The 23945-nt window shown below is 44.3% G+C and carries 19 protein-coding genes and 1 pseudogene; 11 read left to right on the top strand and 9 right to left on the bottom strand.

Annotated features, from left to right (window positions below; translation table 11 throughout):
* Window positions 1-342 precede the first annotated feature (342 nt).
* The 5 genes from ACXABW_RS08165 to cdd all read left to right on the top strand — a co-directional run bounded on the left by ACXABW_RS08165 (window position 343) and on the right by cdd (window position 6484).
* Entirely contained in the window at window positions 343-2103 is a 1761-nt protein-coding gene (locus tag ACXABW_RS08165; RefSeq protein WP_457522100.1) for a sodium:solute symporter family protein, read from the top strand.
* Between the two features lie 464 nt (window positions 2104-2567).
* Window positions 2568-3992 (top strand): exodeoxyribonuclease I, encoded by a 1425-nt coding sequence (gene sbcB / locus ACXABW_RS08170; RefSeq protein WP_457522102.1) that lies wholly within the window; start codon window positions 2568-2570, stop codon window positions 3990-3992.
* A 59-nt stretch (window positions 3993-4051) separates the two neighbouring features.
* On the top strand, window positions 4052-4417 hold the full coding sequence (locus ACXABW_RS08175) for a CidA/LrgA family protein (protein ID WP_457524983.1): 366 nt from the start codon (window positions 4052-4054) through the stop codon (window positions 4415-4417).
* A complete protein-coding gene (locus ACXABW_RS08180) occupies window positions 4418-5098 on the top strand; it encodes a CidB/LrgB family autolysis modulator (protein ID WP_457522104.1) in 681 nt (226 codons plus the stop codon).
* 498 nt (window positions 5099-5596) lie between these two features.
* Window positions 5597-6484 carry a cytidine deaminase gene (gene cdd, locus ACXABW_RS08185; RefSeq protein WP_457522105.1) on the top strand — a complete coding sequence of 296 codons (888 nt, stop codon included), beginning with the start codon at window positions 5597-5599 and terminating at the stop codon, window positions 6482-6484.
* 73 nt (window positions 6485-6557) lie between these two features.
* On the opposite strand, the gene ACXABW_RS08190 is transcribed toward cdd, so the two are convergent.
* The 6 genes and pseudogenes from ACXABW_RS08190 to ACXABW_RS08215 all read right to left on the bottom strand — a co-directional run bounded on the left by ACXABW_RS08190 (window position 6558) and on the right by ACXABW_RS08215 (window position 12212).
* Complete coding sequence (locus ACXABW_RS08190) at window positions 6558-6869, bottom strand: hypothetical protein (protein WP_457522107.1); 312 nt, start codon at window positions 6867-6869, stop codon at window positions 6558-6560.
* A gap of 41 nt (window positions 6870-6910) precedes the next feature.
* Window positions 6911-7363, bottom strand: a complete 453-nt coding sequence (locus ACXABW_RS08195) for a hypothetical protein (protein WP_457522109.1) — start codon at window positions 7361-7363, stop codon at window positions 6911-6913.
* Between the two features lie 73 nt (window positions 7364-7436).
* Window positions 7437-7823 (bottom strand): hypothetical protein, encoded by a 387-nt coding sequence (locus tag ACXABW_RS08200; RefSeq protein WP_457522110.1) that lies wholly within the window; start codon window positions 7821-7823, stop codon window positions 7437-7439.
* A 91-nt stretch (window positions 7824-7914) separates the two neighbouring features.
* Entirely contained in the window at window positions 7915-8283 is a 369-nt protein-coding gene (locus tag ACXABW_RS08205; protein ID WP_457522111.1) for a hypothetical protein, read from the bottom strand.
* Window positions 8280-11499: pseudogene (tssI, locus tag ACXABW_RS08210) on the bottom strand (type VI secretion system tip protein TssI/VgrG). The gene ACXABW_RS08205 and the pseudogene tssI overlap by 4 nt, the downstream one beginning before the upstream one ends.
* A 194-nt stretch (window positions 11500-11693) precedes the next feature.
* On the bottom strand, window positions 11694-12212 hold the full coding sequence (locus ACXABW_RS08215; protein ID WP_457522112.1) for an Hcp family type VI secretion system effector: 519 nt from the start codon (window positions 12210-12212) through the stop codon (window positions 11694-11696).
* Window positions 12213-12492: 280 nt separating this feature from the next.
* Between ACXABW_RS08215 and ACXABW_RS08220 the strand changes: the two genes are divergently transcribed.
* From ACXABW_RS08220 to purT, 4 genes are all read left to right on the top strand, one after another.
* Window positions 12493-13368, top strand: a complete 876-nt coding sequence (locus tag ACXABW_RS08220) for an AEC family transporter (protein WP_457522114.1) — start codon at window positions 12493-12495, stop codon at window positions 13366-13368.
* Window positions 13369-13451: 83 nt separating this feature from the next.
* Window positions 13452-14993 (top strand): glutamate synthase-related protein, encoded by a 1542-nt coding sequence (locus ACXABW_RS08225; RefSeq protein WP_457522115.1) that lies wholly within the window; start codon window positions 13452-13454, stop codon window positions 14991-14993.
* Window positions 14994-15030: 37 nt separating this feature from the next.
* On the top strand, window positions 15031-16698 hold the full coding sequence (locus ACXABW_RS08230; RefSeq protein ID WP_457522116.1) for an amidohydrolase: 1668 nt from the start codon (window positions 15031-15033) through the stop codon (window positions 16696-16698).
* A 137-nt stretch (window positions 16699-16835) separates the two neighbouring features.
* A complete protein-coding gene (purT, locus tag ACXABW_RS08235; RefSeq protein WP_457522117.1) occupies window positions 16836-18011 on the top strand; it encodes a formate-dependent phosphoribosylglycinamide formyltransferase in 1176 nt (391 codons plus the stop codon).
* Between the two features lie 95 nt (window positions 18012-18106).
* Here purT and ACXABW_RS08240 read toward each other — a convergent pair whose 3' ends face one another.
* Window positions 18107-18751, bottom strand: a complete 645-nt coding sequence (locus ACXABW_RS08240; protein ID WP_457522119.1) for a thiopurine S-methyltransferase — start codon at window positions 18749-18751, stop codon at window positions 18107-18109.
* A gap of 335 nt (window positions 18752-19086) precedes the next feature.
* Here ACXABW_RS08240 and ACXABW_RS08245 point away from each other — a divergent pair, with 335 nt between their 5' ends.
* Window positions 19087-19863 (top strand): RelA/SpoT domain-containing protein, encoded by a 777-nt coding sequence (locus ACXABW_RS08245; protein ID WP_252027283.1) that lies wholly within the window; start codon window positions 19087-19089, stop codon window positions 19861-19863.
* 114 nt (window positions 19864-19977) lie between these two features.
* On the opposite strand, the gene ihfA is transcribed toward ACXABW_RS08245, so the two are convergent.
* Window positions 19978-20274 carry an integration host factor subunit alpha gene (ihfA, locus tag ACXABW_RS08250; protein WP_053309362.1) on the bottom strand — a complete coding sequence of 99 codons (297 nt, stop codon included), beginning with the start codon at window positions 20272-20274 and terminating at the stop codon, window positions 19978-19980.
* A gap of 444 nt (window positions 20275-20718) precedes the next feature.
* Here ihfA and ACXABW_RS08255 point away from each other — a divergent pair, with 444 nt between their 5' ends.
* The gene (locus ACXABW_RS08255) at window positions 20719-21444 is read left to right on the top strand and encodes a metallophosphoesterase family protein (RefSeq protein WP_457522122.1); all 726 of its coding nucleotides are present in this window, start codon (window positions 20719-20721) and stop codon (window positions 21442-21444) included.
* Window positions 21445-21539: 95 nt separating this feature from the next.
* Here ACXABW_RS08255 and pheT read toward each other — a convergent pair whose 3' ends face one another.
* Complete coding sequence (gene pheT, locus ACXABW_RS08260; protein ID WP_019277039.1) at window positions 21540-23945, bottom strand: phenylalanine--tRNA ligase subunit beta; 2406 nt, start codon at window positions 23943-23945, stop codon at window positions 21540-21542.

Raw genomic sequence — 23945 nt, forward strand, 5'->3', positions numbered from 1 at the left:
CTGCCCTGCTAAAAAGCGAGCTTTATGCTCGCTTTTTTAATACGTGAAGTACCCACCGCCAAAACTCCAGAATTTCCGTCATACTTAGTTCGACATTAATCAAAGCCAGTGTCCACAAAACACCATTTTGTATGATTATATTATTTAGTTAATATCAACGACTTAGCGAAACCCTATTAAAAAGACTCAAAAAACCTTGATAAACATAGATATTTCGAGCTATTAACAGTTAAATAAACATGCGGTTTAGATCACGATAAATGCATATTGTAGTACAAATAAAATCATAAACGGAGTAATCTAGATGCCAGTTAATAATGAAACTTAAAAAAGGCTGAAAAGATGACTATTGATACCCTTGTTGTTCTTGCCTACTTCTTCTTTTTAATCGCTATCGGTTGGATGTTCCGTAAGTTCACCACGTCGACCAGTGATTACTTTAGAGGTGGCGGTAAGATGTTATGGTGGATGGTAGGTGCTACCGCCTTCATGACGCAGTTTTCAGCATGGACGTTTACAGGAGCCGCAGGACGCGCATTTAACGACGGTTTTGTCGTCGTAATCCTATTCCTAGCCAATGCATTTGGCTACTTCATGAACTACATCTATTTTGCTCCGAAATTCCGTCAGCTACGTGTAGTGACAGCGATTGAAGCCATCCGCCAGCGTTTTGGTAAAACTTCAGAGCAGTTCTTCACTTGGGCTGGTATGCCAGACAGCTTGATTTCAGCTGGTATCTGGTTGAATGGTCTAGCCATATTTGTTGCGGCAGTATTCAACATTCCGATGGAAGCGACCATCATCGTGACCGGTTTGGTTCTGATGCTAATGGCGGTTACCGGTGGTTCTTGGGCGGTTATTGCGTCAGACTTTATGCAAATGCTAGTAATCATGGCAGTGACCATCACCTGTGCGATTGCGGCATACTTCCATGGTGGCGGCATTGGCAATATCGTAGACAATTTCGAAGGCAACTTTTATGTTGGTAACAACCTAAACTACGTAAGCATTTTCATCCTTTGGACAGTCCTTTTGTTCATCAAGCAATTTGGTGTAATGAACAACGGTATCAACGCATATCGTTACCTAGCGGCGAAAGACAGTGAAAATGCGCGTAAAGCAGCTGGGCTTGCTTGTGTATTAATGATTGTTGGCCCTCTGATTTGGTTCTTACCACCATGGTATGTCGCGGCCTTTATGCCTGACTTCGCTGAACAGTACGGTAATGTTGGTGGCGATGCAGCCTACCTAGCGTTCGTACAAAACGTTATGCCTGCAGGTATGGTTGGACTACTTATGTCAGCAATGTTTGCGGCCACAATGTCTTCAATGGATTCTGGTTTAAACCGTAACGCGGGTATCTTTGTAATGAATTTCTACAGCCCGTATGTCCGTCCTCAAGCGAGCCAGAAAGAACTCGTGATTGTGAGCAAAGCCACCACTGTAATGATGGGTTTCATCATCATTGGCATCGGTTTGTTCATCAACTCGCTACGTCACCTGAGCCTATTCGATATCGTGCTCAACGTTGGTGCACTGATTGGCTTCCCAATGCTAATCCCTGTCCTACTTGGTATGTGGATTCGTAAAACGCCAGATTGGGCTGGTTGGGCAACGCTCGTTGTAGGTGGTTTTGTTTCTTACATCTTCGGTATTTCTCTACAAGCGGAAGATATCGAGAACTGGTTCAACTTAGAGCAAACGTTAACAGGCCGTGAGTGGTCAGATCTTCGAGTATCTCTAAGCCTGGCAGCACACGTAGTCTTTACTGGTAGTTTCTTCCTACTATCGACTCGCTTCTACAAAGGCTTGTCACCAGAGCGTGAAAAAGAAGTCGACGAGCTGTTCACCAACTGGAACACGCCTTTAGTTGCTGAAGGTGAAGAACAGCAAAACCTAGACACTAAACAGCGCTCAATGCTAGGTAAGTTAATCAGTACGGCAGGCTTCGGTATCTTGGCAATGGCCCTGATTCCAAATGAGCCAACAGGCAGACTACTGTTCCTATTGTGTGGCTCAATTGTTCTTACTGTAGGTATCCTATTGATGAACGCGGCAAAAAGTTCACCAAAGAAGTTAGATAATGGAGCGGTTGCTAAATAGCTACCCAGCCTATTAAACCCAACGGCCCTATATTAGGGCCGTTTTCTTATGCTTAGTGCTAAAATACACATCGCTATGTTGGACAAGCCATAGCCACCCAGTTAATCCGTTTTGCGCTCTGCTTATCTGATATAGGCCCGTACTCGTCCCCTCATAACCAAAACTCAACGTATTCCCCTCCCTGTTCAATAGATACATTGTTCGATTTACCTTGCTTTCCTATCCACGATTACGGGATACTTACAGCACGAGTAACCATGTTCACAAGCCTTTATACGTCAACGTATTAGAAGATAATTTTCTTTCTCTCGGAACCAAACTATTTGTGTGTTCCGCCGTGTAGCAAACTGCAACGCCAACAAGAACTTCTTACACGGCTACTAAGCCGTATGATCGTTACGTAACTAAAGGGCCACTGCCATGGTCGGTCATCTTTAAAATTTGGATATCAAAGCGCGGAAAGCATGAACAATAGCGAACAACCCACTTTTTTCTTCTTCGACTACGAGACTTGGGGCACCAGCCCAGCTAAAGATCGACCAAGTCAGTTTGCTGGAGTTCGAACCGATGCAGATTTTAATATCATCGGTGAACCGCTCGTCATTTATTGTCAGCCACCTTCCGATTACCTTCCCTCGCCAGAAGCGGCACTCATCACCGGAATTACTCCGCAGAAAGCGTCATCGCAAGGGCTTCCTGAACCCGAATTCATTGCTAAGATCCACGCAGAGCTTTCCAAGCCTAAAACCACCAGCCTTGGCTATAACAGTATTCGGTTTGATGATGAAGTCACTCGATACACTTGTTACCGAAACTTTTTCGACCCTTACGCTTGGAGTTGGCAAAACGGGAACTCACGTTGGGACTTACTTGATGTCATGCGCGCTTGTCATGCCCTACGCCCAGAAGGCGTAGTGTGGCCTGAAAATGATGAAGGTTACACTAGCTTTAAGCTCGAACATTTATCCGTCGCCAACGGCATTGAACACGAAAATGCCCACGATGCGATGGCAGACGTTATCGCTACCATCGAAATGGCGAAAAAGCTAAAAGCAGCGCAACCAAAATTGTTTAACTATTTCTTAGATATGCGCCACAAACGAAAGCTGAACGAGCTAGTGGATATCGTCAACATGACTCCACTCATGCATGTGTCTGGCATGTTTGGTCGCGACTGTAATTACACCAGCTGGATTGTGCCTGTCGCATGGCACCCTACCAATCAGAATGCAGTGATTGTTGTCGATCTGGCAAAAGATCCACAGCCTTTAATCGATTTATCGGTAGAAGAATTACACACGCGACTTTACACCAAACGTTCCGAGCTCGGGCAAGATGAGCTGCCTGTGCCAATTAAACTGGTACATTTAAACAAGTGCCCGATTCTTGCGCCTGCAAAAACACTGACTGCCGAAAACGCTGAAACAATTGGCATCGACCGCGAGCAATGTCTTGCCAATTTGGCCATCATACGTAAGCACCCAGAAGTACGCGAAAAACTGATTGGCTTATACAACATTGAACGTGAATACGAAAAGAGCAGCGATGTTGATACGCAGCTCTACGATGGCTTCTTCTCACCAGCAGATAAAGCCTCGATGGATATCATCCGTGAAACTGACCCAAATAATCTAGCGGCACTGGATATCACTTTCAGTGACTCTAGAATCCAACCTTTGCTGTTTAAGTATCGCGCTCGTCACTATCCATGGACGCTCGACGAAAGTGAACAGAGCCGCTGGGCAAACCACTGTCGTGAATACTTCGAGAACAACATTGAAAACTACATGCTAAACCTAGAAAACTTAGTTCACGAACATGAAAGTGATGAAAAGAAGATTGCTGTTTTAAAATCGGTCTATCAATACGTTCAAAAGCTAACGTCCTAATGAATACGCGAACCACTCGGTTCGCGATTGTGCTTCAACAACTTAATACATTGTCATTTATGGGTAATAAAATTCTAAAGTACATCGTCTCTATGGGGCTCATATTCCTCTGCCTCTTCGCAGGAACCGCTCTTCAGTCACTACTCGGAGTCTCGGTGCCAGGGAGTGTGTTTGGTATGCTAATGCTGTTTGGGCTGATGGCATCAGGACTCGTACCTGTCGACTGGGTTCAGCCAAGCGCGAGTTTGTTTATCCGATTCATGGTTTTGTTATTCGTCCCTATCAGTGTCGGCCTCATGGTGCACTTCGATATGCTTATCGCTAACGCTTTACCTATCTTAGCCAGTGCAGTTGGCGGTACCATTATTGTTATGGTCACACTAGGCTTGTTCCTCGATCGATTTTTAAACAAGGGGAACAAGTAAATGTGGTTACTCGTTACCATCATCGTTTTTTTCTTTGCTCGTTGGGTTAGTCAAAAGTTCAATAACCCAATCTTGAACCCTCTACTCATTAGTATTGCGATTATCATACCGATACTCGTCTATTTAAAAGTTCCTTTTGAGACGTACTACGCCGATAACACATGGATTAGCTACCTACTTCAGCCCGCTGTAGTTGCGCTCGCCTACCCTCTTTATGAGCAGTTACCCCAAATACGAGCGAATTGGCGTATCATCATGCTCGCTTGTGGTGTGGGATCGATTATGTCTATGCTCACTGCCAGTATGATCGCCGTATCCATGCAGGTTGATTTAGAACTTATCGCCAGTTTGCTAGGTAAATCCGTTACGACACCTATTGCCATGGAAGTATCAAGCCACCTTGGTGGAGAACCTGCGATTGCCGCAATATTGGTGTTAATTGTCGGTTTGTTCGGCGCAATGTTCGCTTATCCGATCTATAACCTGTTAAACATTACCCACCCGATTGCCAAGGGTTTAACAATGGGGACAGTATCCCACGCACTAGGTACCGCTACCTGTGCAGAGAAGGATCCTAAAGATGCAGCGTTCAGTTCTCTTGCGTTGGTCGTGTGCGGTGTTATTACCTCAATCATTGCTCCTAGTATTTTCGCACTTTCTGTCTGGTTACTTTCTCTATAAAAAACAACCTCTTTATCGCAAATCTCTTTCAAACACGTCGAATGAAGAGGGTCTGTTAATCTTTCGAGATGATTTTTGCAGCACTTTGTGGGAAATTCATACAAGGCAGAGGCTTTGATGTGTAGCTAATCTACATGAGAAGCCGATAACGCAGTAGGAATGAACCACAAAGGCTGCCCGAAGGGTTCGAGCTAGGCGCCCCCGTTAAAATCGTTTTATGCTTCGTTGAAGACTCTTTGCTTAGAATGACTAGGCTACAAAGTCTTCGCCTCGCCTAAAACGATTTTATCTCGAACAAAACTTAACCACGAAAGAGCAACAGACCCTAGCCCCCATTCGACGTGCTTCACTTAATCTCGCAATGAAATCGATATCATGTGTGATCTCACTCTAACCATGCAACTTGAAAATTCATTACATTAATTATTGTGATTAAGATCTCAGCAATGTTTCATTTGTGTCATAGAATAGAGTTCAACGCTTAAATAAGGATTTCTAATGAAGAGCCGCATTGAACAGGCGCTAAAAGACGCGCCAAAGCCTATTACTGACTTTCTAGGTCCGATCCTATTAGCCGATGACTTTGACGCAACACTGTCTGCAGAGCAGTTCAATCAGCTTCTTAAAATCTCTGGCCTAGACGATGCGGAACTACGCGTAGCACTACTTCCATTCGCTGCGGCTTATTCTTACGCCCCTATATCTAAGTTTTACGTTGGTGCGATTGTACGCGGCTTGTCTGGTAAGCTTTATTTCGGTGCTAATGTTGAGTTCTCTGGTGCACAGCTAGGCCAAACGGTGCACGCCGAGCAATGCGCAATTAGCCACGCTTGGATGAAAGGTGAAAAAGGCATTTCTGATATCACTATCAACTTTAGTCCGTGTGGTCACTGCCGACAGTTTATGAACGAATTAACCACTGCAAATGAGTTAATTGTTCAACTGCCTGAGCGCGACGAAATGACTCTACAAGAGTATTTGCCAGAATCATTTGGCCCAGCAGATCTAGGAATCGAGTCAGGCTTAATGGCTGAAATTCACCATGGCAAAACGTGTGATGATCAAGATGAATTGATTAAACAGGCACTAGCTGCACTTAACCGCAGCTATGCCCCTTACACGAAGAACCTTAGCGGGGTTGCACTCCGTTTAAATAATGGTAGTTCTTACCATGGCGCATATGCTGAGAACGCGGCGTTTAACCCTAGCCTACCTCCTCTACAAGTTGCTTTAATTCAGATCCTGATGGACGGACAATCGTTCGATAATATTGAATCAGCAGCCCTAGTAGAGATGGCAGACGGTAGCATTAGCCACCTTGCGGATACCCAATCGACGTTGGAAGTTATCAACCCAGATATCCCAGTTTCTTATCTAGCTGTTTAAATAAGCTTAGATAAATGAGAAAAACGCCTAGCAATTGCTAGGCGTTTTTATATCAGGAATGTATATCACTTTATTAGTTAGCACTTTCTTCAATACTCTCAATCGATATGCTATTCACAACATCTCCGAGTGCAAAAACCGCATCACTACCCAATACGACCTTAGTTTCATCGTCCATCGAGAATTCGAAATTTCCTGAAATCCAAACTCCGTTAATTTGCACACTACCACTCTGGATATACATGTCAGCGGTACACACCTCACAAGAGGTTCTTTTTATTTCAGTTACTTTCCATGTAGCATCAGAAGGTACAGTATGCAAACCTTTATTATCCAGTACTTCAGCAGAGGCAGGTAAAGGTATGATTGCCGACAGTACTAACAAACACGCTACTTTAAGTCCTACGTAATGAACTTCATTCATCGCTAGTAATAAGCACAATTTTGTAAAACACTCGATTCGCTATATAGGTCTGGTCCTTTGGAACCAATTTCATTCCACGTGTATTTCACTGTTTCTCTATCCCAAAAACCTTTCCAGTGGATAACAAAGTCTCGTTCATTAACTCTTTCCAAAGTAAACATTGGATGTTTCGTACTGAAACCATTCCAATTTAAATATGCGCCTGCACGACCAACGGTGTCTACCGACTGATAGAAAAACTCGCTATGATTTTTAGCTTTAACTTCTTTGGCTATTACGTAGATTTGGTTCGAGTTAACTTCAACTCTTGCCGTACCATTAGCTTGAAACGTTATCGAGAAATAATTAACGCTGTTTGGTGCTTCAAAGTTACAAGATGCTTGTAGTTTGATCGGTGCGGAGTGAACCGAAAATGCTAAACCGAAAAGTACGATAAATAACTTGAGTTCTGGCATTACTTATATCTCTAGTAACTTCATTAAATCATGATTGGTTCCACGCTCTTTCGACAACAAATCATACGATACGTTACTTTGCATATTCCTCACAAACATCTGAATTTTGCGCAGTAGCGACATATCTATCAGCATAAAGCCTTATAACAAAAGGGGTTTGAGCATTGTAGTTACCTTGCTTAGCTCTATCTAAAAAGCACACATGTATATCCGCGCCTTTTTCTTCCATTATTTTTATTGAGTACAACCAATATTCATCTTCAATCTTAATCTCTTGGTCTAGATATTCAGGTTCTGGGAGCTGGTTAAAGTCTGAAAAGAGAGTTTCATCACTTACTCGCATAGGCCGTAAAGAGCTGTTAAAACTCGTTATATCAAGCTTGCTATAAATATCTTGAAGATTACCTCCCCACACAGAAAAGGAATAGAAGATACTTATTAACAAAATTATGTGTTTCAATTTTTATTGTCCTTACTCCACTACACGGACACGTCATATGGTCAAAATCGATATTAGTATGATTGCAGGTTAGCTGTCTAAGCGTTGGTAATTATCTCCCTGTTGCTTCACAGGATATAGATAAATCAAGAAGGTTAATTGAGCACTTTTGTTCATTCCAAGGCGCTGCCACAATAAAATCTAGGTCTTCAATAACAAGCTGGAAACCAACAGGATAAACTGATGGAAAATCTCTTTCCAAATTAAACCCACTCTCACCCATCTCACAAAATTTAGTCTTTTTGCCAGTTTCCAGTTTTTCAACGATGATGCAAGGCTCTCCCTTCTTCAAATACACTGCTGTTGTGTACTTAGAGTCTTTAGCTCCGAGTTTGTTAACCTGGTAATAATAGTAATTATCTATTGAATCGGCATAACTGTACTGGGAGATAAATAAAATAAAAGCGAATATTTTTTTCATACTAAGTGCTCAACTCTCTTTGTCATCCTATTTAAATCAACCTTAAATCTTTTAATCCAGAGACTTCCGTTTGCTACGACTTTATAGAAACTGGATTGCTTACCTTTTATACCACTTTTAAAGTCTTCAAAAATAGCGGGAACGACTAGCTTTCGCGTATTCCCTCTTGCATCATCACTACCTGTATAAACTCCTACATATGTTAAGTCAGTTATTACCTCTCGAACTTTCATATCTAAAGCATCCCAGTTGAGTTCCTCTCCGCCTATGTATGCTTCTCTAACATCTAGTTTCGTCGTCAACCGTTTGGCTTCTTCCATATAGTGAGGGTATACAATTTCAAAAATTTGATGTTGCATCTTTCTCGTGATCGTTTGCTCTTCCTGAGGCACCAAATCATCAAGCGTTTCGTAATAGTCATAGGCGTCCTGTTTCTTTTTCCCCGCGCCATTTTTCAGCCAAGATAGCAGGTTCGAAGAAATGGGCTGACAATTGGAAGATGCTTGTGCAAAAATATCTTCAACCTCTTTACTAGATCGACTACCTATATCTAGCCCTCGACCTAACGTTATACCAGAGTTACCAATCACGACACCACTCCGATTGGGTACATGCGGAACTCTGGTAAAAAGAAAGCTACCTTCTACATCATTACCTTCAGCATCAAACGTCAATTGCCCCTCAGGTACAGTGAGCCATTTAAGATCCATCTCGTCATTTTCATACACCCATCCATCCACCAATGCTTCGTCTAAACCAAGAATAGTGCCTTGGCCAACTATGCCATCGACGGCACCCACTTCGTAAGCAAGATGTGTGGAATGCGAAGGTTCATAACTACCTTGGAACAGCTTCACTTGCTTCTCGGTCATGGAGCCAAAATCGCCATCTGCACCTGCAGTGCCCAAATCGAAGCCGAGTTTAATTAAAGCTTGTTGAATATACTCCACTTCCTCGCCTTTAGCGCCTTTCTTGTATGAACCAGATTCACGATTTGCCAATTTATCTAGGGTAACTGATTGTTTTAACAATGAAGATTTTAAACGTTGAGATTCTTCCGTTAGTTCTTCATTGTCTTCTGGCCCATCTTGCGATGAAGAAGTCGACGCTGCACTTTCGTCCGTACTCGTTGTATTTGATGTAGTGCTTCCACCTTAGTTAGAGAATGGAACTGGCGAGTTGCTTGGCTCAAGGTCGGTAATAACATTTTCGGTGGCGGATTCTGATGAAGCCTCTGCGTTACTGGGCTCTTCGTGTAAAGACAGTGTATTGGGAACCAAGACCGTTGGTTGCTCAGCCAATAAACCAGAAAATCCACTACCAGCACCTGGGCTTCCGCCAGAGTTTAAGTTGACCCCACCTCCGACTAAATGTACGCCAGCCGGGTCCACTTTCAGAAAACTACCCGCCGCTTTGACTGTAATTTCTGAACCTGCTTCGAGTACCACTTTATTGCCCGATTTAATGTGTATTTCCGAGCCTGAATCATTGACCCAAACGGAGCCGCTCATCAACTGCAAAGAGCCATCAACGATAAGTGATTGGTTACCCGTTACTGTGCTTCGCTGCTCTCCGTCGATGGTCGAATGGGAATTGCGTCCAACTCGTTCATACACATCATTTTCGATTGTCGAATGAAGGTCGTTTTTGACGTGTATCGTGTCGTCGTTCTGAACCAGTTTCTGCATGTCTTTCTGGGCATGCACATAGATTTGCTCTTCATCCGCTTGGTCCTCAAAGCAGAGTTCGTTAAATCCAACACCTTGATGGGACTCTGTTCTCAACACGGTTCTCGTTTTGTTGTCCGGCAACGAATAAGGCGGAGTGTTAGTCGCATGATAAGTACGACCGGTAATAATAGGCTGGTCCGGGTCTCCATTTAGAAACTCGACAATAACCTCATGACCAATTCTAGGAATCGCCATCATGCCATATTGGGAGCCTGCCCAACCTTGAGCAACTCTCACCCAGCAGGAGCTGTTTTCATCTCCATTACTGTATCGGTCCCAAGGGAAGTGCAGCTTTACTCGGCCATGTTCATCACAGAAGATTTCTTCTCCTTCCGGCCCTACAACCGTGGCTATCATTGGTCCATCAACTAATGGTTTGTTCTGAGGTTCTGACTGCCAGTTTTTGTCACCCGGAATCACTACAAACTCGTTTGAATAGGTAGTAGCACCGCTCCCAGCCTCCTCTTCTAGAGCTTGGGGCTGTTTACCGTGATGTAACACTCTGACCGCGACCCAATCTCGATTCATTTCTGCATCTAGGTGATCACATAAATCGAATTTAGCGCCCGCTCTAATTAACGCCTGATCGCTTTTTCCGTTTGCGGTATGCCCTTGACGACGCAAGTACTCCAATCGAACTTGACTAATAAGTTTGCCTGCATCATCCGATTTGTAACGCCCTGGATAATCATAATGTTGATAGGCTCGAGAGACGCTTTCCCCCGTTTCGCTTGATTGGGTTTGCGCCAGAGAATAGCTAGGCTTCTTAAAACTATAGTCGGTAAGAGAAGCTTGGTTTACTTCGACTCGTTTGCTTGCTTCCCAAGCTCTGATATATGGTGAATCAGCGTTCCCTCCCGCTTTCGCGTTATATGAGATAGGTGTCGCAAGCTTCTCTATAGTCTCTGACGCATCGTTAAAGATAAGAATGTGCTTAGCATCATCATGAGTAAAGTAATAGGAAATTCCCTCTTCCGCGATAAGACGGTGGACAAAATCCAAATCTGTTTCTCGATATTGAACGCAAAACTCTCGTTGCACGAGTTCATTTTTTTAATGAAAAGGCATAGTCTTCGATCCCCATTTCTGAGAGCAAAAGAGAAACGATTTCTTGAGTTGTTTTTTGTTGGAAAATTCGGCTATTTTGACGAAGTGATAGGCGCTCAAGAGAAGGAACGATGACAAGAGAGTAGAAAGTATAGGAATGGCCTGTATCGCCTTTATCAAAACGTCGAACAATGCCATGTGTCTTCTGTACTAGCTCGCCATTTCGCTTCAACGTTAACATGACACGTTTATCGATGATGTCTTCAGCAACAATCGTATGCTGGCGGCTAGCGATATCCACACAATAGCGAAAGCCGCTATAGCTTTCTCCCAAATCAGAGACACTCGCCGAGACAGATTCGTTACCCGTAAATTCTCTCACGACGAACGTGCTGCTATCGATTCCCTCAACAACTAAGTCAAACTGCAGTGTTGCCATCACTCGTTCCTTTGTTCTGTTACCAACTAAGCCAAATACGCTAAGTACTTTATGTACACATGAACGTATTTGGCTTAGTTAGAAAAAAGGCTCCCGCATTCTCGGAAGTGGTGTAACGCGAAAGCCCAAAACCATTAATTTACATAGGTCTTCAAAGCTGAGATAAGCTCTGAAGACCTATGTGTTTCAGCAAATTAAGCTTCTACTGGTTTACGCCAGTCATCTGCACCAGATGTGCCAGCGTTGATGTGATCCCAGATGATTTTTCGGTACGACATCGATACCGTGACGTTCTGAGTAAAATCACTGTTAGTTGGGTCTTGGCAATGAGGCATTTCGCATTGAATATCAACAATTGACGCGTTTTCTAAGCTGGTTGTGAAGAAGTTTTCCTGCTTACCTTCCACTGAAGTGCGGTACCACTTCAGTTCAACTGATTTCATCTTTTCACCTGAAGACAACGCGTTGTATAGCAGCGGAACCGCTTTGTTTAGTACAACGGTAAACTTAAATGGTTTGTGTACACGTTGACCTGATGGCTGGCCAGATTGAGGGTCGGTAGGAACAGTGACAATATGGTCAAACTGCTGAACTAACATTTGATCTTCATGGCCTTCAACAAATGCATCACCGATAGAGTCTGTAGATAGTGCACCAGCAGTGATTAAGCCCTGAGTTTCACCTTCGATTGAGATATAACATGGAGTTGGCATGGGTAATTCCTTTTGTGTAGATTCTAGAGTGTTTTAACCTACAGCTAGAAAGCAAAGAACATTCCAACACCGAGTTCGTTATATATCAGACACTTAAGTTAATTCTTACGTAAATCCAAGCAACTATTCATTGCTAACGAGCAATAAATTGCTCAAACTCCCTTTTATTGCCTAAATTTGTGGCTGTACTCACCCCACTATTTCCCTCCTTATTTGATGACTCTGTCAAAAAACCCTGATAGGTTAAAAACATAGAAGCATAAGGGGAAAAGGAAACAGGATGTTCGAGCAAGTCGTAAATATACTTTTTCCTGTTATTGCGCTTGTACTGGTAGGTTTTAGTGTAGGCCGGTGGCTCAAACCCGACTTTGCTCCAATCAATAGAATCAATATGGACGTTTTCGTCCCTGCTCTAGTTTTTTCTTCTCTTGCCAGCATGCCCTTGAGCACAAACGAATTACCGCTTATTTACGCTGCGCTGGTCGCCCTACTCCTACCAGGGCTAGTCATGCTGCCTATTTGTCGTCTTACAAAGCTAAACTACAAAGCGTGGACACCGCCCCATATGTTTAGAAATAGTGGTAACCTCGCCATTCCACTATTTACTTACACTTTTGGCGAAGCTGCACTAGCGCCCGCCGTTCTGCTGTTTGTTGTTTCAGCATGTATCCACATCACTGTTGGCCTAGCTCTGCTCAGCAACGGAAATCCTTTCAAGCAAATTATTAAGATGCCTGTATTTCTAGCAACTGCGCTGGCTATGAGTTTAAACCTTTCCGATATCGCCGTCTGGACACCACTTTACGAAGCAACTTCCTTACTGGGTCAGGCTGCAGTGCCAGTCATGCTTCTCGCCCTTGGTTCGCAAATGTGTAATTTGAGGCTGAGTGGCTTAAAGGTTGGGATCTTGTGTTCGTTGCAATCCCTATTTACCGGTATGATTTCATTCGCCGTTATTTACTACCTAATCCCGTTACCGACACTCCAACTACAAATGATGGTGCTGTTCGCCATGCTGCCTCCCGCAGTAATGAACTACCTATTTGCAGAACGCTTCAACATCGAACCTACCAATGTCGCTTCAATGGTCCTATTTGGAAACTTTTTCGCCATATTCTCACTACCAATTTTGCTTGTTTTTGCACTCTCACTGTAAATCCCATCTCCTCTAAGAGAAATAACTGTACTTCTGCCCTACGCTTACTAATAAAAAAATAAAGTGAGCAAATGGAGTGAAGCATGAGTAAACCCGTGGTAGCCGATACTAAACCCATCAAAGTTGAACTCGTTGAAGGTCAGGATTATTATTTTTGCGCCTGTGGCCGTTCCAAAAAACAGCCATTTTGCGATGGTTCACATGCCGGAACAGACTTCAAACCTAAAGCATTTACGGCTGAAGAAAGCGGCGATGCTTATCTATGCCAATGCAAACACAGCGCGAATACGCCTTTTTGTGACGGTTCACATAAACAGTTCTCTGCTGATGCAATTGGTAAGGAAGGGCCGGGAGTTCAAACAACTGCAGGCGATATCCCTATCGCAACCGCAACAACCGAAGAACCAACCGTTGAGTTTATTCATCAACTAGCTCGTGAAGGCTTATCCAAGTTAGGCCACCACGGCCCTATGACATCCATGGGAGTGCCCAGACATACACTCCCCCATTGGGACGACATTCAGATTATGGTCGCACAGATGGCAACTAAGCCATTATTGGAACATGAACCAGTAGCAACAGAACTTGTCATTGGCCCCCAAGCGAGAAAACCTCTTACTTTGAACATTCCACTTTTTGTTTCCGACATGAGCTTTGGCGCTTTGTCTGAAGAAGCGAAAATATCATTAGCCAAAGGCGCAGAGCTTGCTGGAACTGGCATTTGTTCAGGAGAAGGCGGCATGCTACCCGAAGAGCAAGCCGCCAATTCACGTTACTTCTATGAACTTGCAAGCGCTCAGTTTGGTTACGACGAGTCAAAATTGAAGAACGTTCAAGCATTCCACTTTAAAGGCGGACAAGGAGCCAAAACTGGTACTGGTGGACACCTTCCAGGAAACAAAAATATTGGCAAAATTTCACAGGTTCGAGGCATACCAGAGGGTGAGCCAGCTATCTCCCCACCGACATTTAAAGACTTACACACCGCTGCAGACTTTAAAAAATTTGCCGATCGGGTCAGAGAAGTGACCGGGGGTATTCCTATTGGCTTTAAGCTAAGCGCTAACCATATTGAAGAAGATATTCAGTTTGCCTTGGATGCCAGTGCTGATTACATCATCTTAGACGGTCGCGGTGGTGGTACTGGTGCCGCGCCCGAAATGTTCAGAGATCACATCAGTGTCCCAACAATACCCGCCCTAGCAAGAGCGCGCCGCTACCTTGATCAGCAAGGTGCATCCGGGCGTGTCACTCTCATTGCGACAGGTGGTTTAAGGGTGCCGATGGATTTTGTCAAAGCAATGGCATTAGGGGCAGACGGCGTGGCGATTTCGAACAGTGCTATGCAGTCTATTGGCTGTGTTGCAGCAAGAATGTGTAACACCAATAACTGCCCAGCAGGCATTGCGACTCAGAAGGCTGATTTAAGGCAACGACTCAACGTAGAAAAAGCCTCTAATCAACTTAAAAACTTTTTCTTATCTTCTGTAGAACTGATGCAAGTGATGGCTAGAGCCTGTGGGCATCACCACTTAAACCAATTTAACTCGAAAGATCTTGCTACTTGGAACACAGATATGGCGCGCTTGTCCGGCATCAAGTATTCAGGGTTGGAAAAACTGTGATAGTTTCCAGTACATTAAGTGCTAAAGGGAACACAGCATGATTCAGTTTCAGCGCCTACTGATGTCATTAATCGCAACGAGCAGTTTTGCCCATGCAAATGGGCAAGCTGATTCACTTCTGATCAATGCAAACATTTATGGGCACCCAACAGCGAACAGTGTAGCCATTACGCAGGGAAAAATTAGCTATATTGGCAGCGCAGATGGCGCTGCGACACTAAAAGGATCAGAGACTGAAATCATTGACCTCGGCAATGCATTCTTGTTACCCGGGTTCATTGATAACCATAACCATGTGTTTGAAGCAGCTTCCGAAGCTGGTGGTAGTTGCGAGTTATTAGAAGGAGGTACTCTTTCCGAACAGGTTCCTTATCTAAAAGATTGCCGGGATATGAGCCCAACATCTGGTTGGATTACTGGGTACGGTTTTACTATCGAAAGCCTCCTTTCCAGCCAAGACGAAACTACACCTCTGGAAGTACTAGATTCTCTTTTCCCAAATCAACCCGTAGTGTTCATGGAGCAGACGTCTCACTCCATGTGGGTGAACTCTTTAGCATTTGAGTTATCTGGGTTTAACCATGAATCAATCGACCCGCCGGGCGGCAAAATTCTTAAAACAAAATCTGGAAAATTCAACGGGATATTACTCGATAACGCTGGTGATATAGTGATGGAAACCGCGTGGAATTCCCTGCCTAATCAATTTGACCAAAGTTACCAAGGGTTAATTGCGGGGTTGGAGGAAGCGGCCGCTCATGGGATCACAACCATAGGTGATGGCCGGCTGTACTGGAAACGCGGTTGGCTGGAGGTTTGGAAGGCCGCGGAAAAGTCGGGGGACTTAACTGCACGTGTTTCACTTCGCCCATGGATTTATCCAGAGGTAGGTAAGAAACACCAACTTGAGTATCTAGAGAGTATTTACACTGATGACCACTCAAATCTTTTGTTGGTGAATCAGGTCAAAATGTACAGCGATGGCATTTTAGTCAATGGTACAGCAAAAGTGCTAGCCCCCTATCTGACGACTTACATCCCAAATCAACCTTACGGCCTTAACTATATTTCACCCAAAGATATGACGAACTGGCTCTCAGAATTAGCTCAGATTGGGTATAGTGCACACATACATGCTATTGGTGATGGCGCGGTCAGGGAGTCCCTAAATGCAGTTGAAGCCATGAGGGAAAAGGGTCAGCAGCAACGTTATACTTTAACTCACGTTGAACTTGTCGATAAGGCCGACGTCCCTCGTTTTGCGAAGCTAAATGTGACTGCCGATTTTCAAGTGGGATCAGATTATGTCGCCTACAACGACCATACATGGGCAGAGGCGATCATTGGGATTAAGAAAGCCAAGTCGATGATGAACCTGAGTACCATGTTCGATCATCAGGTTAATGTTACTTTAAGTAGCGATTGGAATGTGCATGACATCAACCCGCTGGTAGGCATTGCCAATAGCATGAAAATGAAACCCTATGGACTACCTGATATCAATGCCGCTATCGACGCCTACACCATCAACGCCGCCTATAGCCTTGGCTTAGAAGAACTCACTGGTTCCATCGACCTTGGTAAATCGGCAGACTTCGTGGTGCTCAGTGACGACATTACTAAAATGCGACTAGAAAGCATCCCTAATTCCCGTGTCCTAATGACGATCCTTCAGGGTGATATCGTGTTTGATAATCAAGATTAGCTCCCCCCTCGTCAACATCCGGAAATAACCTAGCCTCTACCTGCAATAAACACTTACGCAAACGTTTGCTTTTTAGGGAAACTTAAGTATCATGCCTGCAAATTTACTATTCCCCTTTCAAAGTTTAAGGATTTTGTATGTTTGGTACTGCTACCCGTAAAAGTGCAACTCGCGTGCTGCTGCTTGGTTCCGGTGAATTAGGCAAAGAAGTGGCGATTGAATGCCAGCGTCTCGGCTTGGAAGTTATCGCCTGTGATCGCTATGAGAACGCACCAGCCATGCAAGTTGCTCACAGCAGTTATGTACTCGACATGCTTGATGGAGAAGCTCTGCAAACTATCATCGAAAAAGAGCAGCCGGACTATGTTGTACCTGAAATCGAAGCCATCGCGACAGACAAGCTGGTAGAGCTAGAAGCGAAAGGCCTTAACGTTGTTCCTACTGCAAATGCGACCAAACTCACCATGAACCGTGAAGGTATCCGCCGTTTAGCAGCAGAAGAGTTGGAACTGACTACTTCTCCATACCAGTTTGCTGACAGCTTTGAACAATTTGCTGCCGCTGTTGAACACGTAGGCATTCCATGTGTATGTAAGCCGGTCATGAGCTCTTCAGGTAAAGGCCAAAGTGTCATTAAATCTGAAGACGATATTCAAAAAGCATGGGACTACGCACAAGAAGGCGGACGTACGGGCGCAGGCCGAGTTATTGTAGAAGGTTTTATCGACTTCGATTACGAGATCACTCTACTTACTGTACGTGCCGTGGATGGTGTTCATTTCTGCGCGCCTATTGGTCATCGTCAGGAAGATGGCGATTATCGTGAATCATGGCAACCGCAGGCGATGTCAGACATTGCACTCAAAGCTGCGGAATATACGGCAGAGCAAGTCGTCAACGCATTAGGTGGCTACGGTATTTTTGGCGTCGAGCTATTTGTTAAAGGTGATAAGGTCATCTTCAATGAAGTTTCCCCTCGCCCACATGACACTGGCCTAGTCACACTCATTTCTCAAGATACCTCTGAATTTGCGCTTCATGTGCGAGCTTTCACAGGAATGCCAATTAACACGATTACTCAGTACGGACCTTCTGCATCTGCAGTTGTACTTGGTGAAGGTAGATCTAACAACATCCAATTCGATGGTATGACAGAGGCCTTAGCCGCACCACAAACTCAGCTGCGCCTTTTTGGCAAACCAGACATTGATGGCCGCCGTCGACTTGGCGTATCTCTAACACGCCGAGCATCAATCGAAAAAGCGGTAGAAGATGCCGTGGAGAGTGCAAGTAAAATCAAGGTTATCTACTAAAATAAAAGGGCTGATTAATCAGCCCTTTTTCATTCCATTGTGCCGTCCCGAAATGTGTTTACACATTAAGAACGAATTATGACAATAGACGAGAACTAGTCACTCTCAATTAGCCACACCTCTTCCGCAAAACGGCTCAACACTTTGTTTTTCGGTGGGATTGCGTTTTTATCGTCGCGATTTAAGTTCGTCACCTTATAGCCTTCGAACAAGGCTTCTATCTCTGCTTTAGGTACACTGAATGGAGGCCCCGACATTTCATCTTGCGGGTAATCTAAAGTAATCAGCAAGATGCGCCCTTCCGGCTTTAGCAACCCTTTGATTCTTTCTGCGTATTCGACGCGCATATCTTCAGGTAGAGCAATCAGCGCTGCGCGATCATAGATGATATCCGCACCTTGCAATGGCGCAGTGAAGAAGTCTCCCGTATAAATCGACAGTTCATCAAACTGATACAGTTCATGCTGCCCATTTAATGTGGTGACGGTTGGTGTATAAAAGTGCTCGGAGAAAAATGAACGTACAGCAATATTGCTTAGTTCAATGCCTTGAACCTCATTGTGTTTAGTCGCAAGCCATACTAAGTCTTCCGACTTACCACACAGCGGCACTAACACATTACTCTCTCTAGTAGGACGAGTGGCTTGCCAAAATTCAATCAGTAGCGGATTTACGTCTTCTAAATGGAAACCAATTTGGTTCGCTGCCCACTTATTGTGCCAAAATTCTTGGTCTCTCATTGCTGTACTCTCTTGTTGACCGTTGTGGACATAGCCTAACGGAAAATACCTCATCACCCAAGTCGATTTAAAGATGAATAGAACCGTTCATTTTGTATTAATCTTCGTTGGTTATAATTGCTTACAAGTTATGAGTGAACTTACTCACTATATGTCACTCAAACTAGTGTGAAATCAATATGTGATTGAGCGCAAGAATTTAAAATACTCGGGTGTTCAGAGGTTGTTTTGCTAACTTTGAACCCCATAAATTGAATAGCAACTCTTATTTGTAATGTTATTGGCGTCCTTTAAGTACTCCTTTTAACCATGACACTGCAAGTTAAGGAGAGTGAATGAGCTTATTTCTTCGTACTACAGCACTGATGCTATTGGTACTAAGCCGTGCACCTGCATTCGCAGCGATTCCAACCGCCCCAAGTGGTGAGCAAAACCGTTCTACGACAAGCCAGAACGAAGTCTGCTCTAAGCTATTCAAACACAGCTTGAGCGGTCTTTACGGCATTCAATCAACCGATGTTACACCTCTTCAACCGTATTCTGATTTCGATATTCTTTACAGTAAAGCTCACCAAGCTCAGCATGAGCTAGAAACTATTTGCAAAAGTACTGCGCTACTGACTTCTACTGATGCCTATTTCGCTGGTGTTAAATCTCAAAAGCGTGCAGAAGAAAAAATTCAGCATGAACTTGGCGGTAAACCAGAGCGAATTACAGACTTAGCTCGCGCAACAATCGTTGCTGACGATGTGGCAAGTTTAATGGAAGTTTATGAAGTGCTTAACCGAGAAACAACTGTAGTCAAAGTGAAAAACCGTTTTAAAAAGCCAGGTGATTCAGGCTACCGTGACTTAAACTTGCTGGTTCAACTTCCGAAAACCGACATCATTGCAGAAGTGCAGCTCCACTTAAAAGCGATCGCTGATGTTAAAAATGGTCCAGAGCATGATTTATATGAAGTAATTCAAACCATTGAACGTAAAGCGGCGGCTGAAAACCGAACCTTTACTGAGTTTGAACAAGCTCAAATCGCCAATATGCGCCGTGAGTCTCGCGAACTATACCAAAACGCGTGGCAACCTTACATCACCACTCACTTACAAGCAGCATAGAAACGAAAAGCGGCCTACTGGCCGCTTTTTTATGCGTTTTCGCTGTCATCCTAAGTCACTAGAACCAAGTAGCAGAGACAAAAAGACCACGCGCTGCGTGGTCTATTGCTTGGGCTACTTCTCAACCTTAATGTTTTCTACTCGGGCTTTTAGTTTTTGTCCCGGTCGGAATGTCACTACTCGTCGAGCAGAAATCGGAATGTCTTCACCAGTCTTAGGATTTCGACCCGGACGTTCATTTTTGTCACGAAGATCAAAGTTACCAAAACCTGACAGTTTTACCTGTTCGCCACTTTCGAGTGCCTTACGGATTTCTTCGAAAAACACTTCAACCGTTTCCTTGGCATCCCGTTTACTGTATCCAAGCTTTTCAAACAGGTTCTCAGCCAATTCGGCCTTTGTGAGCGCCATAAAACTTCCCTCAAAGCTGTGTTAAACATTGCTGTCTAAACGACAGCGCCAAAGCATTTCGCCTAGCCAATCAACAACATATCGGCTTTACCTTGGAAAGTGTATGCCAAGCTTCTGATTTTCGCCAACTTTTTTCTTGGGCGATTGTATATTAGCCAACAAAAACAACCACATAACCACACAATAATTCAGTATAATATACTCACAATACTCTGATTTCACTGCCATTTTCAGACCATTCCTCGGCTACTAATACATATATCAGCAAAACACTCTTGCAGACTTTGTAGCAATATTTTTTTGCCTAGTTCACAAATAAATACTAAAAACCTTAATAAATCAGTAAGTTGATGCTGACTTTAATATTAGTGTTGTTTCAGTTATATTCCTTTCACATTACGACATTTTATGCGTTTCTTTTGGGACCTCTAGGTACTTACGGCCATGACGACAATTTACCAAATTAGTGACTGCCATTTAGGTGATGAAACAAGTTATCGCAACCTTGCCCGTGCTCTCAAGCTGGCTCAAGACGATGCTGAATGTACACATGTTCTTCTCACTGGTGATATTTGCTGTGGCCCCAATGTAGGAAGTTACAAAAAGTTAGTTCGCTTCATCGATGAATACATACAAGACAAAGTGATCATCGCAATCGCAGGTAACCACGATGATGATCTGCTAATGAGAGTTGAGCTAAAGGGCTCTTCTATTTCCATGCCCAGCAAAGCCAATATATCTGGCCGACAATTTCTATTTCTTAATTCCAGCAATAAACCAATCGATAATACTCATCCGTTGGGTTCGGGGCGTTTGAGCAACCGAGATTTTGCAACGTTAAAAAAGCAACTTCGAAAATCGACTAACCCTGTCGTGGTCATTCACCATCCTATTATTCGAGTGGGCTCAGAATGGATGAAAGCAATTTGCTTGGAAAACGATAATGAAGTTTTCCAAGCACTTCAGAAGCATCAAGTTAAAGAGGTCATATGTGGCCATGGGCATGATGAGATTGTAGAAATGCAGCAAGGTGTGACTCAATATATGGCGCCTTCCACCGCATATGGATTTGATCATTCCGTCGAGAAGTATAATCGAACAGAAAATATTGGAGTCAGCAGAGTTGTGGTTGCCCCAGACAGACTCCATTACCAAGCCATTTGTTTATAGGCACCAACAGGCGACCTGAAAGGCTTGAAATAAAGCGAGAGCCATAAAAAAACCCTGCCGATTGAGCAGGGTTTTTACTATCTAATCAGAAATGATTAGTCACGCAGTGACGCACCGAACTTCTCAGATACGTGAGCAACAATAGCGTCAACCGCGCCAGCGATGTCTGCATCTTCAAGCGTGCGTTCTACTGACTGTAGTGTCAGAGCGATTGCTAGGCTCTTCTTACCTTCTTCAACGCCTTTGCCAACGTAAACGTCGAACAGTTTCGCGTCTTTCAGGAACTCACCACCTTGCTCTAGACATGCAGCAACGATGTCGCCAGAAGCCACTGCTTCATCTACAACGACTGCGATATCACGACGGTTTGATGGGAACTTAGAAAGCTGTACTGCTTCTGGAATCACTTTAGTGTTGATTGCAGACCATTCCACTTCGAATACGATAGTACGGCCGTTTAGACCAAACTTGCGCTCAAGCTCTGGGTGAACAGTACCGATTACACCTACTTGCTTACCATCAACGATGATTGCTGCAGATTGACCTGGGTGAAGTGCTGGGTTCGCTGCCTTATCTTCAGCAGAAAGTGCTGCGAAAGAGTAAGCTGCTTCGTTAGCTGTTAGCTCAAGAACCGCTTCTAGGTCGCCTTTCAGGTCAAAGAAATCAACTGTGTTAGTTTCGATGTCCCAGTGCTCTTCGCTGCGAGTACCTGCGATAACACCTGCAAGCATAGGCTCTTGGCGCATGCCGTTTTCAGCAGACTCACAAGGGATGAAACGTAGGCCGTATTCGAATAGACGAACACGTGGTTGTTGACGCTTCTGGTTGTGAACCACAGTGTTTAGTAGACCTTGGATTAGGCCTAGACGCATTGCTGACATATCCGCAGAGATTGGGAATGGCAGGATTAGCGGCTCAACACCTGGAACAACAAGCTTTTGTTGTTCTGGCTCAACGAAGCTGTAAGTGATTGCTTCTTGGTAACCACGGTCAACTAGTAGGTTACGAACGCGTTTTAGCGGAATGTTCGCTTCAACGTGGTCGTGCATCTTAAGTGCTGCCGCTGGGTTTTGGTTAGGGATATTATCGTAACCGTAGATACGACCTACTTCTTCAATTAGGTCTTGCTCGATTGCGATATCAAAACGCCATGTTGGTGCTGTCGCTGTCCAACCTGCATCAGTCGTTTCAACCGTTAGGCCAAGACGCTCTAGAATTTCAACAACATCGCTGTCTGCAATGTGGTGGCCTAGCAGGCTGTCTAGCTTAGTACGACGTAGTGATACTGTGTTTGCTTTTGGTAAGTCAGCTTCTGACTCTACTGCAACAACAGGGGCTACTTCACCGCCACAGATCTCAACTAGAAGTTCTGTTGCACGCTCCATTGCGCTTGTTTGTAGTGCGAAATCGACACCACGCTCAAAACGCATTGAAGAATCAGTGTGTAGACCGTAGCTACGCGCGCGGCCACGGATGTGGTCTGGTGCGAAGAACGCACACTCAAGTAGTACGTCTTTAGTTTCAGTCGTTACGCCAGACTCTTCACCACCAAAGATACCTGCGATAGCAAGGGCTTTGTTGTGGTCTGCGACAACTAGAGTATCAGCGTTTAGCTCAGCTTCGTTGCCGTCTAGAAGAGTTAGCTTCTCGCCCTGCTCTGCCATACGCACTACGATGCCGCCTTCAATCTTAGCAAGATCGAATGCGTGCATTGGCTGGCCTTGCTCTAGAAGAACAAAGTTAGTGATATCAACTACTGGATCGATAGAGCGAATACCACAGCGGCGCAGTTTCTCTTGCATCCAAAGTGGTGTTTCAGCTTGAACGTTTACGTTCTTAACCACACGGCCAAGGTAACGTGGACATGCTGCAGTCGCTTTCACTTCGATAGAAACTGTGTCGTCGATAGCTGGTGCTACTGCGTTTACTGCAGGCTCAGTTACATCAGCACGGTTTAGAACGCCAACTTCACGCGCCATACCACGGATGCTGAAACAGTCAGCGCGGTTAGCCGTTAGGTCTACGTCTACTGTTACGTCGTCAAGACCTAGGAATTCGCGGAAATCAGTACCGATTGCTGCGTCTTCTGCTAGTTCCATGATGCCATCAGATTCAACGTCGATACCTAGTTCAGAGAATGAACACAGCATGCCGTGTGATGGTTGACCACGTAGTTTTGCTTTTTTGATTTTGAAATCGCCTGGTAGAACAGCACCAACAGTCGCTACAGCAACTTTGATACCTAGGCGACAGTTAGATGCGCCACAAACGATGTCTAGAAGTTCTTCAGCGCCAACATCTACTTTAGTTACACGTAGTTTGTCAGCGTCTGGGTGTTGACCACACTCAACCACTTTACCTACTTTAACGCCAGTGAAAGAACCAGCAACAGGTAGTACGTCGTCTACTTCTAGACCCGCCATTGTGATTTGGTGTGTAAGTTCGTCAGTCGATACCGCAGGGTTTACCCACTCACGAAGCCAAGATTCGCTAAATTTCAT

The organism is Vibrio paucivorans, from assembly GCF_054053395.1.